Source organism: Acidimicrobiales bacterium, assembly GCA_035316325.1.
Lineage (GTDB): Bacteria > Actinomycetota > Acidimicrobiia > Acidimicrobiales > VFJN01 > DASXTK01.
On sequence record DATHJB010000101.1, the window covers coordinates 1 to 15,507 of the forward strand.

Consider the following 15,507-nt stretch of genomic DNA (forward strand, 5'->3'; position numbering starts at 1 on the left):
GGTGCAGCGCGGCCGACCAGGCCACCGGCGACACCAGTGCCTCGGTGATGACGTGGCGAGCCTCGCCGGCGTCGGTGATCGATCGCGGGCCGGTGGGTGACAGCACGGGCACGGCCGGGTAGCGCACGTCGATCCCGTCCAGCTCGGCCGCCAGCGCCGTGGCGACCGGCCGCATCAACGGCGTGTGGTACGGGTGGGTGACGGGCAGCTCCCGGTAGGTCTTGTCGGTGAGGCCGAGCCGGGTGGCGAAGGTGACGAAGGCGGCGCGCTCCCCCACCACGATGCAGTCGGCGGGACCGTTGTGGCCCACGACCCACAGCGGCAGGTCCGTCGCCGCGGCTTCCACGGGTCCGCTCCGCACCCGGGTGAGCGACGCCATCGTCCACTCCCGGGGCTCCAGCAGCTCGCCGGGCAGCTCGGCTCGCAGCCGCACTAGGTCGAGGGCGTCGTCGAGGGCGAGGGCACCGGCAACGACCAGCGCCGAGATCTCGCCCAGGCTCTGGCCGACCACGGCGTAGGCGCCCTTGCGCCGGTAGGGCTGGGCCCGGGCCACCTGGTGGCGGACGATCGCCGCCTGCGCCTCGGCGGCGGCCAGCGTGGTCAGGTCGACGGGCGGCTCGGTGGCGATCGTGCGGGCGCCCTGGCCCTCGAAGACCAGGACCGTGTCGACCCGGTCGGTCACGACGCCGCGACGAAGCTGTCGACCAGCTGGCCCACGGTCTCGATCTCGGCCGAGCGCTCGATCACCTGGTCGACCACGTCGGGCGAGAACGACTCCTCCAGCACCGACACCACGTCGATGAGGTCGAGCGAGTCGAGGCGCAGGTCGTCGACCAGGCGGTCGTCGAGGCTGAGGGTGCGGGGACTGGCGGCCTTCACCACGTCGTAGGCGCCCTGGAGCTTGGCGAGGATGGAATCGGCGGTAACGGTCTGGCTCATGGGAGTTCTCCTCTCGGGATGTCGAACACGGCGGCGGTGTTGGCGCCGCCCAGGCCCACCGACCCGCACAGCACCAGCCCGTCCGCGGGCGGCCCGGCGTCGGCGAGGCGGGGGTGGGCGGGGTCGTCGGTGACGTGGGCCGGCAGGCGGTCGATCTCGTAGCCGGCGACGAGGCCGGCGAGCTCGGCCAGCGACGCCAGGGCCATGCAGTGGCCGACCAGCGGCTTGTAGCTGCACACCTGGGTGGCCGGTGGGAACAGCCGGTCGAGCAGCGCGGCCTCGACCTGGTCGTTGAGTGGCGTGCCGCTGCCGTGGGCCTTCACCAGGGCGATGTCACCCGCGTCGACGGCGGCGTCGGCGAGGGCGGCGCGGTAGCAGCGTTCGAGCTGGGCGCCGTCGGGGGCGGGGGCGACGAGGTGGAAGGCGTCGTGGGTGGCGGCGCCGCCGAGGTAGGTGGCGCGGGGGCGGTCGGCCTCGCCGGTGACGACCAGGGCCACCGCGGCCTCGCCGAGGAAGAAGCGGCGGCTGCCCTCCTGGAACGGGCGGCAGTCGCTGGCGGAGGCGCCGTCGCCGACGAGCACCCGCATGCGGCGGAAGCCGGTGACGATCTCTTCGATCACGCAGAACTCGGCGCCGGCGACGATCACGTCGGTGGCGACGCCGGAGGTCAGCCACTGCTCGGCCAGCTGCAGCGCGGCGTTGCCGGACGAGCAGGCGGCGTTGACGACGAGGTTGGGCCCGGTCCAGCCGTACCGCTGGCTGAGCAGCGAGCCCGGCGAGGTGTGGAGCATGTGGGGGAAGGCGCTGGGCAGGGGCCGGGAGTCGCGGAAGTAGCCGTCGCGCACGGTGCGGATGTCACCGATGCCGGTGCAGAAGACGACGCCGACCGTGCCGCCGGCCTCCCAGCCGCGGTCCCGGGCGTCGGCCAGCGCGTCGGCCACCGCGAACAGCGCCGCCTCCTCGTAGCGGGAGGTGCCGTCGCCGGTGCCGGGGTGGTGCGGGACCGTGGCGGCGACGACGTCGAGCCCGTCGACCACCTGGGCGTGGGCCGCGCTGCGTCCGCCGGCCACGCCGTCGCGCAGCGCCGCGAAGCCCCACCCGTAGCCGGTCACCGCCCCGATGCCCGCGATCTTCGCCGACGTCATGCCCGACCTACCTTGTGGGGATGGAGGTGCAGGTGTGGGTGGTCGCGACCGACCCGGAGCCGGGTGACGTCCCGGCCTCGTGGTGGTCGCTGCTCGACGCCGACGAGACCGACGAGGCCGCCCGACGGAAGCGCCCCCGCGACCGCGCCCGCTACGTGGCCCGACATGTCGTCCTCCGGACGGTCCTGGGTCGGCAGCTCGGCATCGACCCCGCGGCGGTGTCGTTCGCCCGCGCCACCTGTCCCCTGTGCGCCGAGCTCCACGGTCGGCCGGTACTCCTCGGCCGTGACGACGTGGCGTTCTCGCTCTCCTCCACCGACGGCCTGATAGCAGTGGCCGTGGCGCCGGTCGACGTGGGCGTCGACGTGGAGACCGTCGGGCGGGTGGCCGCCGACGACCTGGCGTCGGCCCTGGACTCGTCCGAACGGGCGGCGGTGGACGCCTTGAGCGAGCCGGACCGCAGCGCCGCCGCACTCCGGTGCTGGGTGCGCAAGGAGGCGCTGCTGAAGGGGCGCGGCACCGGTCTCGGCGTCGACCCCGACACGGTGCACGTCGGCATCGGCCCCCTGGCCGAGACTCCCCGAGCCGACGGCTGGATGCTCGCCGACGTGCCCGTGCAGCCCGGTGTGGTGGCGGCCGTGGCGTACCGGCCGCCGGTGGCGAAGGTGGAGGTCCTCACGCTGGACCTCCCGGCGCTCCGACATGACGCACCAGGGCGGTGAGCACCGCGACCCAGCGGTCGGCGAGCACTTGCACCTCGGGTTCGGTGAGGACCCCGTCGGGCCACGACCACGTGGCCCGCAGCTCGGGGCCCGCTCCGGCGTCGACCGCCAGGGCGTTGATCTCGAGGGGGCGGGACAGCGGCATCCGGGGGTCGGCGCCGCCGCCGAACACGCCGGCCTCGGGTGCGGGGCGCCAGCCGCTGCCGCCGTCGTCGATGTCGGCGCCGAACCGGCCGAGGTAGTTGAACAGCACCTGGGGACGGGGCAGGGCGGCCAACCGGGGCGCGGTGTCGGCGTGGAGGTAGCGGAGGATGCCGTAGCCGATCCCGCCGTCGGGCAGCGACCGCAGGCGTTCCTGGGTGCGGGCGACGAGCCGGTCGAGGTCGGCGTCGTCCCCTGGTTCGCCGGGGTCGAGGCGCACCGGGGTGAGGCTGGTGAACCAGCCGGCGGTGCGGGACAGGTCGGCGGCGCCGACGACCTCCTCGCGGCCGTGACCCTCCAGCTCGACCAGCACCGGGCGGTCGAACGCCGCGGACAGGGCGGCGAGCAGCACCTCGTCCATCGTGGCCTCGTAGCGGGCCGGCACCTGCGTGAGCAGCAGGGACGCTGTCTCCGCCGGCACCACCACCGTCAGCTCCGCCTCGGTCTCCACCACGTCGACGGCCGGATCGACCGGACGGCCGCCGAGCGGGGCGAGCGGGGCGCTCAGCAGCGCCTCCCAGAACGGCAGCTCCGCCCGGCGATCCTCACGGTGCAGCAGCTCGGACCAGCGACGCAGCGACGTGCCGACCGGCGCCAGCGTCGAGGGTTCTCCGGCCTCCACCGCCAGCCAGGCGGCAGCCAGGTCGGGGAGGAGGATCCGCCACGACACGCCGTCGGTGACGAGGTGGTGGGCGACGAGCAGCAGCCGACCGCTGCGGTCGGGGCCGGCGTCGAACCACACGGCCCGCAGCATCACGCCGGCCGCGGGGTCGAGGGCGCCGGCCGCCTGGTCCCAGCGGGCCAGCGCCTCGGTCGCCAGCTCGTCGTCGCTGCGACCTGCCACGTCGACCCGGGTCAGGCAGGCCGCGGCGTCGACGCTGCCGGCGGGCCGCACCTCCAGCTCCCACGACGGTCGGTGGAGGTGCAGGCGGAGGGCGTCGTGGTGGTCGACAAGGGCGCCGAGGGCGGCGACCAGCGTGGCCTCCCGCACCTCGGCCGGGACCTCCAGGAGCACGACCTGGTGGAACCGGTCGATCGGACCGCCGAGCTCCCGGAGCCAGTGGACGATCGGGGTGGGCGCCAGGCGACCGATGCCGGCCCCGGCCTCCTCGACGACCAGCGTCGCCGTGCTGCGGGCCATCGGGGCCAGCGCCGCCACGGTCTTGTGGCGGAAGACGTCGCGCGGGGTGAACACCAGCCCGGCCTCCCGGGCCAGGCTGACCAGCTGCATCGAGACGATGCTGTCGCCGCCCAGGTCGAAGAAGCTGTCGCGGATGCCGACCAGCGGCAGGCCCAGCGCCGTGGCGAACAGGCCGGCCAGCAGGGCCTCCCGCTCGTCGCGTGGTGGGGCCCCGGCCGACAGGGCGCCGAAGTCGGGGGCGGGCAGAGCGTCGCGGTCGAGCTTGCCGTTGGGCGTGAGCGGCAGGGCGCGGAGGGTCACGACCGCGGCAGGGACCATGTGGCCGGGCAGCAGGTCGGCGGCGTGGGCGCGCACGGCCGCAGGATCGACGGTGGTGCCCGGCGCGGGCACCACGTAGGCGACCAGGCGGCTCACACCGGGGGCGTCGCCCCGGGCCGTCACCGTGACCTGGCCGACGGCCGGGTGGGTGGCCAGCGCCGCCTCGACCTCGCCGGGTTCGATGCGGTAGCCGCGGATCTTCACCTGGTCGTCGGCGCGTCCGACGAACTCGATCGTGCCGTCGTGGTCGCGGCGGACGGCGTCGCCGGTGCGGTACATGCGGGCGCCGGGCGGGCCGAACGGATCGGCGACGAAGCGCTCGGCGCTGAGGCCGGGACGGCCCAGGTAGCCGCGGGCCAGCTGGGGGCCGGCGAGGTACAGCTCGCCGGTGACGTCGGGCAGCACCGGCGCCAGGCCGCCGTCGAGCACGTAGGCGACGGTGCCGTCGACGGGCCGGCCGATCACCGGCCGCTCCGTGTCGCGCACGCGGCCCACCACCGTGTCGACCGTGCACTCGGTGGGGCCGTAGAAGTTGTAGGCCTCGGTGCCGCGGAGGTTCTGCAGCTCGCTCCACAGCGGGGGCGGCACGGCCTCGCCGCCGACGCCCAGCAGGGCCAGCGGCAGCCGCCCGCGGGTGCCCAGCCCGGCGGCGACGAGCTGCCCCAGGTGCGACGGCGTCACCTCCACGAAGTCGATGGCGTCGTCGACGAGCAGGCCGGTGAGGCGCTGCGGGTCGTGGCGGACGTCGTCGGTGGCGACGTGGATGGCGTGCCCGTCGAGCAGCCCCAGCAGCGGCTGCCAGGAGGCGTCGAACGAGAACGGCCAGGCGTGCCCGATACGCAGGGCCCGCCCGAGCCGCGCCTCGGTGGGGGCGAACAGGTGCCGGCGATGGCTGGCCAGCAGCGCCGCGATGTTCCGGTGCGGCACCACGACGCCCTTGGGCCGGCCCGTCGATCCCGACGTGTAGACCACGTACGCCGGGTGGTCGGGACCCAGCGGAGTGGTGCGCTCGTCGTCGCCGACCGGGTGGGCTCCCAGGTCATCGATCGCAGGATCGTCGAGCAGGACGACGGGCAGGTCGTCGGGTACCTCGACGCCGCGGCAGGTGACGACGGCGGCGGGCCGGGCGTCGGCGAGGATCTCGCGGAGGCGCGGGGCCGGGAGGTCCGGGTCGAGGGGGAGGTAGGCGGCCCCGGCCTTCTGGACCGCCAGCAACGCCTCGACCACCGCCTCGGAGCGCGGCAGCAGGAGCGCCACGATCGCCTCGGGGCCGATCCCGGCGTCGAGGCCCAGGAGCCGGCGGGCCAGGCGGTTGGTGCGGGCGTCCAGCTCGGCGTAGGTGGAGCGCGTGCCCTCGCACACCAGCGCCGTGGCGTCGGGGACGCGGGCGACCTGGGTCGCGAACAGCTGCGGGATCGTCGCCGCCGGTGCAGCAGCGACTCGGGGGTCCTGGCCGACGAGGGCGGCGCGCTCGTCGCCGGCGAGGAGGTCGACGCGGGCGACCGGACGGTCGGGGTGGTCGGCGAAGGTCTCCAGCGCCCGGGCCAGGCGCACCGCCAGCAGCTCGGCTTCGGCGGGCGTGAACAGGTCGGGCCGGTGCTCGAGCGCCAGCGTGATCCGCTCCCCCGGCTCGACGGCCAGCGTCAGCGGGTAGTGGGTGGCGTCGGTGGCCGAGCCGCCGGTCAGCACCAGCCCGTCGTCGGCGCCGGTCTCGATGTCGTCGCTCGCCGGGACCGCGGTGCTCGGAGCGATCGGGTAGTTCTCGAACACGACCAGGGTGTCGAACAGCTCTCCGGCACCCACCAGGCGCTGCAACTCGGCGAGGCCCACGTGCTGGTGGTCGAGCAGCCGGGCCTGCTCGGCTTGGATGCGGGCCAGCAGCTCCGCCAACGACTCGGCCGGGCGCAGCCGCACCCGCACCGGCAGCGTGTTGATGAAGACGCCGACCATCGTCTCGATGCCCGGCACCTCAGGCGACCGGCCGGACACGGTGGCGCCGAAGACGACGTCGTCGCGACCCGTCAGCCGGGCCAGCAGCAGCGCCCAGGCGCCGTCGACCACCGTGTTCAGCGTGAGGCCGTGGGCTCGGGCGCGGGCGGCGACGCGGGTGCTGAGGTCGGCCGGCAGCCGCCAGCGGACCACCTCGGGGAGCACCGACGGGCGATCGGGGTCGACCGGGGCGAGCAGGGTGGGCTCGGTGAGGCCGCGGAGCGCCTCGGCCCAGGCGGCCCGTGCCTCGTCGCGGTCGCGCCCGGCGAGCCACTGGAGGTAGCGGCTGAACGGCGCGGCCGGCGGCAGGTCGGCGTCGCGGTAGATGGCCTGCAGCTCACCGACCAGCAGTGGCATCGACCAGCCGTCGACCACCAGGTGGTGGGCGGTGAGCACCAGCCGGTCGCCCTGCGAAGTGCGGACCAGGCTGGCCCGCAGCAGCGGAGGACGGCCCAGCTCGAAGCGGGCGGTGCGGTCGTCGGCTGCCGTGAGGAGCACGGCGTCGCCGTCGCCGTCGACCTCGCGGTAGGGCACGGCCACACCGCGGGCGACGACCTGGACGGCCGCGCCCTCGGGGGTGGTGTGGAAGCCGGCCCGCAGGTTGGGGTGGCGGTCGAGCAGGGCGGCGAGGGCTTGCTGCAACCGGTCGCCCTCGACCCGGCCTTCGAGCTCGAGAACCAGCTGGACCGTGTAGACGTCGAGACCGTCGGCGTCGAACGACGACAGGAAGTGCAGGCCCTCCTGCAGCGGGGTCAGCGGCCACAGGGCCTCGATCCCGCCGGGGTGCGCCACCTCGATCCCGTCGATCCCCGCCTGGTCGAGGCCGAGGCCCGGCACGTCCGACGGGGTGAAGCCGGCGGCGGGCGCCGCGGCGAGCGCGGACAGAGCGGCGGCGAACCCGTCGGCCAGCTCGGCGACGTCGGTCTCGGCGAGGCTGTCGGTGAAGGTCCAACGGACCCGCAGGCAGTCGCCCTCGGCCACCGCGTCGACCTGCAGGACGTGCGACGGCGCCACCGCCGCGTCGACCTCCGCCACCGGGAACCAGTCGGCCGCCGTGGGTTCCACGACCCGGCCGAGGTAGTTGAAGAGCACCTGCGGCTGTGCCCGAGCGGCCAGCACGGGACCGGCCTGCGGGTGGAGGTGGCGCAGCACCCCATAGCGCTGGGCGGCGTCGGGGCCGCCGGTCCGGAGCTGCTCCTTCACGGCTTTCAGGGCGGTCCCGACGCTCCCGGAACCGGGAGCGAGGCGGACGGGACGGACGGTGGTGAGCCAGCCGACGGTGCGCGCCAGGTCGACGTCGTCGCTGTCGCGGCCGTGGCCCTCGAGCTCGACCAGCAGCTCGGTGCGGTCGTCGCCGCGGCGCTGCCGCCATGCGCGCACCGCAAGCGCCAGCGCGGTCAGCAGCACGTCGTCGACCCGGCCGTGGACGCCGGCGGGAACCGTCGTGAGGGCTGCCGCTGTCACCTCGGGATCAACGACCGTGTCGAGGGTCGCGGCGGTGCTGTCGGGCGTGGCCGGGCCGTCGACCAGGTCGGCGCCGGGAGCGAGGACGGCGTGCCACAGGGCGAGGTCGCGGAGCAGGTCGGGGGTGTGGGCCGTGTCGGCGACCAGGCGGGACCACCGCCGCAGCGACGTCGGCACCGGCTCCAGCACGGCCGTCGCCCCCACGGACGCCGCCGTCCAGGCGGTGGCCAGGTCGGGGACGAGGATGCGCCACGACACGCCGTCGATCACGAGGTGATGGGCGACGAGCAGCAGCCGGCCCGGGGCGTCGCCGCCGGCGTCGAACCAGACGGCCTGGAGAACGACGCCGGCGTCGGGATCGAGGCGCTCGACCGCCCCGGCCAGGGCATCCTCGACCGGGACCGCGGCGTCGACCCGCTGCAGCCAGGCAGCGGCATCGACGCTCCCCACGGGACGCACCTCGGTGCGCCAGACGTCGGGCAGCAGCGGGTCGCGGTGGAGCTGCAGGCGGAGGGCGTCGTGGTGGTCGACGACGGTCTGTAGGGCCGCCGCCAAGGTCGCGAGGTCGGCCCGGGCCGGCACCTGGAGCAGCAGCGACTGGTTGACCCGCTCGACCGGGCCACCCCGCTGGCGCAGCCAGTGGACGATCGGCAGCGGCACCACGTCGCCGATCCCGTCGTCGACGGGCAACGGTTCCGTTGGCACGGCATCGACGGGCAGCGCTGCCGCCAGCGCCGCCAGACCCGCCGGCGTCGGGGCGTCGAAGACGTGCCGAGCCCGCACCGGGAAGCCCGCCTTGCGGGCCGCCGACACCAGGGCGATCGCCACGATGCTGTCGCCGCCCAGGGCGAAGAAGTCGTCGTCGGGGCCGACCTCACTCAGCCCGAGCACCTGGGCGAACAGATCCTGCAGCCGCCCGGCCTCGGCGACGGGTGCCGGAGCGTTCGCCGCAACTGCCACCGGAACTGCAACCGGTTCGGGGGTCGTGACCATCGGAGCGGCGCCCGCCGGGGCGACCGGGAGCTCCCTCAGCGGGGTGTCGGGATGGGCGACCGTGTGGGCCAGCAGGGTGGCGAGCCGAGCGATCAGCCCGTCGACCGTGGCGCGGTCGAACAGGTCGGCCGCGTACTCGACGCCGACGTGGAGGCCGGCGGGCGACTCGGCCAGGATCCAGTTGAGGTCGAACTTGGCGACACCGGGGTCGTAGGCGATTGCCTCGGCCCGCAGGCCGAACAGCGCAGCCGGGTCGGGGCGGTGGACGTGGCCGACCATCACCTGGAACAGCGGGTTGCGCGCCCGGGAGCGCACCGGGGCCAGGGCGTCGACCACCCACTCGAACGGCACGTCCTGGTGGTCGAACGCCGCGAGGTCGGCGGCCCGCACCCGGTCGAGCAGCTCCGCGAACCTCGGGTTGCCCGACAGGTCGGCCCGCAGCACCAGCGTGTTGACGAAGAACCCCACCAGGCCGTCCAGGGCCTCGTCGGACCGACCCGCCACCGGCGCCCCCAGCACCACGTCGTCGCCCGCACCGAGCCGATGCAGCAGCGCGGCGACCGCAGCGTGCAGGTACATGAAGGTGCTCACCCCCGCGGCGTTCGCGGCGTCGCGCAGCGCCGCGTAGACCGCCGGGTCGAGCGGGGCTCCGGTGGTGCCACCCTGGTGCGATGGGGCGGCAGGCCGCGGCCGGTCGGCAGGCAGGGGCATCTCGTCGGCGACGCCATCGAGGGCGGTGCGCCAGAAGCCCAGCTGGCGGGCGGCGAGGCTGGCGGGATCGGACGGGTCGCCCAGCAGCCGGCGCTGCCAGACGGCGTAGTCGGCGTACTGCACCGGCAGCGGCGTCCAGTCGGCGGCGGAGCCGGCGACCCGGGCCCGGTAGGCCCGGTCGAGATCGCTCAGGAAGGGGCCGTCGGACCACTCGTCGACCGCCACGTGGTGCAGCGTCAGCACGACGACATGCTCCTGGGGCCCGACCACCAGGACGGTTGCCCGCAACGGCAGGTCCGACGTCAGGTCGAACGGCTGGCCCGCAGCCGCCGCCACCTGGCCGTCGATGTCGGCTGACGAGGCGGCGCGCACCTCCACCCGGAGCGCCGCCCGGGCTGCGGCCGCGTCGAGCACCCGCTGGTGGGGACGGCCGTCGCGGTCGCCGAAGGTGGTGCGCAGCGCCTCGTGCCGCTCGACCACGTCGCCCAAGGCTGCTCGGAGCGCCCCCAGGTCGAGATCGCCGTGGAGCCGGGCGACGAGCGGGAAGTTGTAGGCGGTCGTGCCCTCCTCCACCTGGTCGATCAGCCACAGGCGCTGCTGAGCGAACGACAGCGGCAGCACGTCGGGCCGCTCCCCCGCCACCAGCGCCGGACGGGTGGGAGCGTCGGTGCGAGCGCGTGCGGCCAGGCCGGCCACGGTGGGGGCCTCGAACAGGTCGCGCACCGCCAGGCCGATGCCCAGGTCGCGACGGGCCCGGGACACCACCTTCGCCGCCAGCAGCGAGTGACCACCGAGAGCGAAGAAGCCGTCGTCGACACCGACGTCGTCGACACCGAGGACCTCGGCGACGATGGCGCACAACCCGGCCTCGACCGGCGTCGCCGGCCGGCGTGACACGACGGGCCGGGCGCCCTCCGGAGCCGGCAGCGCGGCCCGGTCGAGCTTGCCGTTCGGCGTCAGCGGCAGCGTGTCCAACCGCACGAAGGCGCCGGGCACCATGTAGTCGGGCAGCCCAGCCGACAACGCCGTTCGCAACGAGTCGTCGTCAGGCAGCTCCGGCCCGACGAGGTAAGCGACCAACCGGCTGTCGTGGACCAGGACCGTGGCGTGGCCGACGCCCTCGAGCGCCAGCAGCGCCGCCTCGATCTCGCCGAGCTCGATCCGGTTGCCCCGCAGCTTCACCTGGTGATCCGTGCGGCCGAGGTAATCGAGGGTGCCGTCGGGCTGCCAGCGGACCAGGTCCCCTGTCCGGTACATCCGCTCGCCCGGCGCACCGAACGGGTGGGCAACGAAGCGCTCGGCGCTCAGGCCCGCGCGACCGTGGTAGCCCCGAGCCAGCTGCACGCCGGTGAGGTACAGCTCGCCGGGCACGCCGATCGGGACCGGCCACAGGTAGCCGTCGAGCACGAGGGTGCCCGTGTTCCACACCGGGCGGCCGATCGGCACGGTGCCCGCCGCAGGCAGCTCCCGGGTGGGGTCGTGCCACGTGACGTCGACCGCTGCCTCGGTGGGCCCGTAGAGGTTGTGCACGGGCAGGCCGGTGAGCTCCGTCCAGCGCCGGACAAGGTCGACGGGCAGGGCCTCGCCGCTGGCGAACACCTGGCGCAGGCTCCGGGCCCAACCCGCGTCGGCGGTGACCTCGTCGACGCCGAGGAAGGCCTCCAGCATCGACGGCACGAAGTGCAGGGTGGTGATCGCCTCCCGCCCGATGACCTCGGCCAGCTCGATCGGGTCTCGGTGGGCACCCGGCGCCGCCAGCACCACGGCGGCGCCATGGCACAGCGGCCAGAACAGCTCCCACACCGACACGTCGAAGCCGGTCGGCGTCTTCTGCAGCACCCGGTCGGTGGAGCCGAGCGGCCATTGGGACTGCATCCAGGCGAGCCGGTTGACGATCGCCCGGTGCGACACCGCCACGCCCTTGGGCCGCCCCGTCGACCCGGAGGTGAAGATGAGGTAGGCGGGGTTGTCCGGACTCATGCGACCATCAAAGCCACGGGGTGTGACAGTGAAGGGACCCGGAGTGCCGAAAAGTTCAGGAAATTCGGGGGTGATCGTGAGCAGGGCACCGGAGTCCTCGACGATGACCGCAGCCCGCTCGGCCGGCAGGTCGGGGTCGAGCGGCACGTAGGCCGCCCCCGACTTCAGGGCCCCCACCAGGGCCACCATCAGCTCGACGCTCCGCGGCAGCGCCACCGCCACGACGGTCTCCGGCCCCGCGCCGGCCGACCGCAATGCCGCGGACACCGCTGACGACCGGGCGTCGAGCTCGGCGTAGGTCAGCCGCTCGCCCTCGAACACCACGGCCACCGCCTCCGGGGTCGCCACCGCCTGCCGCTCGATGCGGTCGAGCAGCGTCTCGTCGGGGACCGGGTGGGAGGTGCCGCGGAAGCCGTGCACGACCCGGGCCCGCTCGTCGTCACGCAGCAGGTCGACCTGGCTGAGCCGCAGGCCGGGGTCGGCGGTCACCTGGTCGAGCACCCGCACGACCCGGGCCACCAGCGCCTCGGCGGTGGTGCGGTCGAACAGGTCGGCGGCGTACTCCAGGTGCACGTCGCAGCGGGCGGAGCCGGTCTCGGCGAAGATCCAGTTGAGGTCGAACTTGGTGGTGCCCTGGTCGAACGCGACGCGGGCGTCGTCGGGGGTGCCGAAGGCGTCGAGCACGCCCTCGGGGCGGTTCAGGTACCCCACCATCACCTGGAACAGCGGGTTGCGCGCCCGGGAGCGCACAGGGTTCAGCGCCTCCACGACGGCGTCGAACGGGACGTCCTGGTTGTCGAGCGCGGCGAGGTCGCCGGCCCGCACCCGCTCGAGCAAATCGGCGAACGTCGGGTCGCCCGACAGGTCGGTCCGCAGCGCCAGGGTGTTGACGAAGAACCCCACCAGGTCCTCCAGGGCTTCGTCCGACCGACCCGTCACCGGCGCCCCCAACACCACGTCGTCGCCGGCCCCCAGGCGATGCAGCAGCACCGCGACCGCGGCGTGGACGCCCATGAAGGTGCTGGCCCCGGCGTCGAGGCAGAGGGCGCGCAACCGCTCGTGGACGTCGCCCGGCAGCGGGGCGTCGACGATGCCGCCGCGGTAGGACGGCACCGCCGGGCGGGGCCGGTCGCTCGGCGCCGTCAGCTCCTCGGGCGCGCCCGCCAGCACCGTGCGCCAGTGGTCGAGCTGGCGGGCGTGGAGGCTGCCGGGATCGCCGGGGTCGCCCAGCAGCGCCTGCTGCCAGAGCGTGTAGTCGGCGTACTGCACGGGCAGCGGCGTGAAGCCCGGCTCCCGGCCGGCGCTGCTGGCCAGGTAGGCCGCGGTGAGGTCGCCCAGGAAAGGACGGTCGGACCACTCGTCGGTGGTGATGTGGTGCAGGACCACCACGACGATCCGCTCGCCCGCGGGCGTCTCGACGACAGCGGCCCGGATGGGCAGGTCGCGCCCGAGGTCGAACGGCCGCTGCACCAGCTCGTCGATGACCGCGCGGGCCTCGTCGGCATCGTCGGCCGTCACCAACTCGAAGGCGATCCGGGCCTCGGTCTCGGGGACGATCTGCTGCGCCGGCACGCCGTCGACCTCGGCGAACACCGTGCGCAGGGACTCGTGCCGGGCGACGACATCGTCGAGCGCCCGGTGGAGCACGTCGGCATCGATGTCGGCGCCCACCCGCACGACCAGCGGGAAGTTGTAGGCGGCGAGGTCCTCCTCCATCTGGTGCAGCAGCCACAGGCGGGCCTGGGCGGGCGACAGCGGCAGGACGTCGGGACGGGGGCCGGCCACCAGCGGTGGACGGACCGGACCGCCGACCCGGTCGGCGAGGCGTTCCGCGAGCGCCGCCACCGTCGGGGCCTCGAACAGCTCCCGGATCGCCAGCTCGACACCCAGCGCCCGACGGGCCCGGCTGACGACGCGGGTGGCCAGCAGGGAGTGACCGCCGAGGTCGAAGAAGTCGTCGTCGGGACCGACCAGGTCGAGGCCCAGCACTTCGGCGAACAGCTCGCACAACGTCGCCTCGACCGGGCCCGACGGCGGGCGCGACGGCCCGGTGGGCCCGGTGTCGGGCTGCGGCAGGGCGCGGCGGTCGAGCTTGCCGTTGACCGTGAGCGGCAGGCGGTCGAGCACGACGAACGCCGCCGGGACCATGTAGTCGGGCAGGCTCCGCTTCAGGTGCTCCCGCAGCGCGGGCACGAACCCGGTCCGGCGCCGGCTGGACGTGGGGTCGTTGGCCAGCTCGGCCAACCCACCGGCGTCGTCCCACCGTGGGGCCAGCCCGGGCGACTCGACGTCATAGGTGCCGAGCCGCCGACCGGGCACGACGACGCACGGCAGCCCCAGAGCGACGACGTCCTCCGGCTCGATCCCGTGGCAGCTGCCCAGCGCCGCCGCGGCGGCCGCCACGTCGCCCCTATCGCTCAGCTCGGCGGCCACGACCTCGCCCGAGGTCCGCGGATCGGGGATCCGCTCGACCCGCCACGACGACCCCGACGTCAGCGACGACAGCCGGTCGCGCAGCTCGTCGAGACCGTCGACGTCGACGCCCCAGGTCAGGACCGTCGACGGCGTGCCAGTGGCGAGCGGCGACCCGTCGGCCTTGTGCACCACCACGTCGTAGCGGTGCCGGGTCAGCTCGTTGTGGCCCCGCCCGCGCTTGCGCAGCACGGCGATCGAGCCCACGTCGCCGACCCACTCACCCAGCCGGGCGAACAGCGCCGGGTCGACCAGCAGCTCCTTCTCCAGGGCGAGCGCCCGCTCGACCGCGGCCCCGACGTCGTCGGCGCCCCGCTGCAGCGCGATCGACGTCTGCAGGATCCGCAGGCTGCGCAGGTCGCGCACGTCACCGAGGAACAGCGCGCCGCCCGGCGCCAGCTGCGCCAGCGCCGCCCGCACGACGTCGAGCAGGTAGTCGACGTGGGGGAAGTACTGCGCCACTGAGTTGACCAACACCACGTCGAACCCGCCCGGCAGGTCCTCGGCGATGTGCGCAGGCTGGCAGCGCAGCTCGACCCGGTCGCCCCAGGGCTGGGGCCCCAGGTCAGCTCGCAGCGGCTCCACGATCGACTGCGAGATGTCGGTGCCCCAGTAGGCCTCGGCCTCGGGCGCGATCCGCCCCAGCAGGAGGCCCGAGCCGACACCGATCTCCAGCACCCGCCGGGGCGCCAGGTCGAGGATGCGGGCCACGGTGCCGTCGCGCCACTCGCGCATCTCGGCCAGCGGGATGGGGCTGCCGTCGTAGCTGCTGTCCCAGCCGGAGAAGTCTTCGGTCTCGATCGCGGTGCCGATCTCGCGGTACTCGGCGTCGTAGACCTCCCGCCACTCGTCGAGCTGGGCGATGGCCGCGTCGGCGCGGCCCTCGTCGCCGGCGGCCGGCACGACGTAGGCCACCAGCCGCTTGACCCCCGGCACGGCCGAGTCGCCGGCCAGCACGGCGGCCGACGCCACCTCCGGGTAGGTGAGCAAAGCCGAGGTGACCTCGCCCGGCTCCACCCGGTAGCCCCGGATCTTCACCTGGTCGTCGGTGCGGCCGAGGAACTCGAAGCTGCCGTCGGGCCGCTCCCGCACGAGGTCACCGGTGCGGTACATCCGCTCGCCGGCAGCACCGAACGGGTCGGCGACGAAGCGCTCGGCGGAGAGGGCCGGGCGCCGCAGGTACCCCCGCGCCAGCCCGATGCCGGCGATGAACAGCTCGCCGGGCAGCCCGGCGGGCACCGGGCGGAGCGTCGGGTCGAGGACGTAGGCCCGGGTGTTCCAGATGGGCCAGCCGACGATCGGTGTGGCGCTGTCGTCGGTGCCGCCGCCCAGCGTGTTGATCGTGTACTCGGTGGGCCCGTAGAGGTTGTAACCGAGCACCCCCTCGGCCGCCCACAGCCGCTCCCACACGGCGTCGGAGACGGCCTCGCCG

At 74.8% G+C, this 15,507-nt stretch carries 5 protein-coding genes; 1 reads left to right on the forward strand and 4 read right to left on the reverse strand.

The window, feature by feature from the left end; translation table 11 throughout:
* From VK611_13765 to VK611_13775, 3 genes are all read right to left on the reverse strand, one after another.
* The coding region (locus tag VK611_13765; GenBank protein ID HMG42400.1) for an acyltransferase domain-containing protein at positions 1 to 682 on the reverse strand (682 nt) is incomplete at its 3' end.
* On the reverse strand, positions 679 to 939 hold the full coding sequence (locus VK611_13770; GenBank protein ID HMG42401.1) for a hypothetical protein: 261 nt from the start codon (positions 937 to 939) through the stop codon (positions 679 to 681). The genes VK611_13765 and VK611_13770, both read right to left, overlap by 4 nt.
* Positions 936 to 2,084 (reverse strand): beta-ketoacyl synthase N-terminal-like domain-containing protein, encoded by a 1,149-nt coding sequence (locus VK611_13775; GenBank protein HMG42402.1) that lies wholly within the window; start codon positions 2,082 to 2,084, stop codon positions 936 to 938. The genes VK611_13770 and VK611_13775 overlap by 4 nt, the downstream gene beginning before the upstream one ends.
* Before the next feature lie 20 nt (positions 2,085 to 2,104).
* On the opposite strand from VK611_13775, the gene VK611_13780 reads away from it, so the two are divergent.
* Positions 2,105 to 2,806 carry a 4'-phosphopantetheinyl transferase superfamily protein gene (locus VK611_13780; GenBank protein HMG42403.1) on the forward strand — a complete coding sequence of 234 codons (702 nt, stop codon included), beginning with the start codon at positions 2,105 to 2,107 and terminating at the stop codon, positions 2,804 to 2,806.
* Here the strand turns inward: VK611_13780 and VK611_13785 are convergent.
* Positions 2,760 to 15,507: amino acid adenylation domain-containing protein (locus tag VK611_13785; GenBank protein ID HMG42404.1), on the reverse strand; the 12,748-nt coding region annotated here is incomplete at its 5' end. The two genes, VK611_13780 and VK611_13785, sit on opposite strands and share 47 nt — an antisense overlap.

Bases quoted from the DNA above. Each gene is read 5' to 3' on its own strand.
- VK611_13770 (HMG42401.1), bottom strand. From the start codon at position 939: ATGAGCCAGACCGTTACCGCCGATTCCATCCTCGCCAAGCTCCAGGGC.
- VK611_13780 (HMG42403.1), top strand. From the start codon at position 2,105: ATGGAGGTGCAGGTGTGGGTGGTCGCGACCGACCCGGAGCCGGGTGAC.
- VK611_13775 (HMG42402.1), bottom strand. From the start codon at position 2,084: ATGACGTCGGCGAAGATCGCGGGCATCGGGGCGGTGACCGGCTACGGG.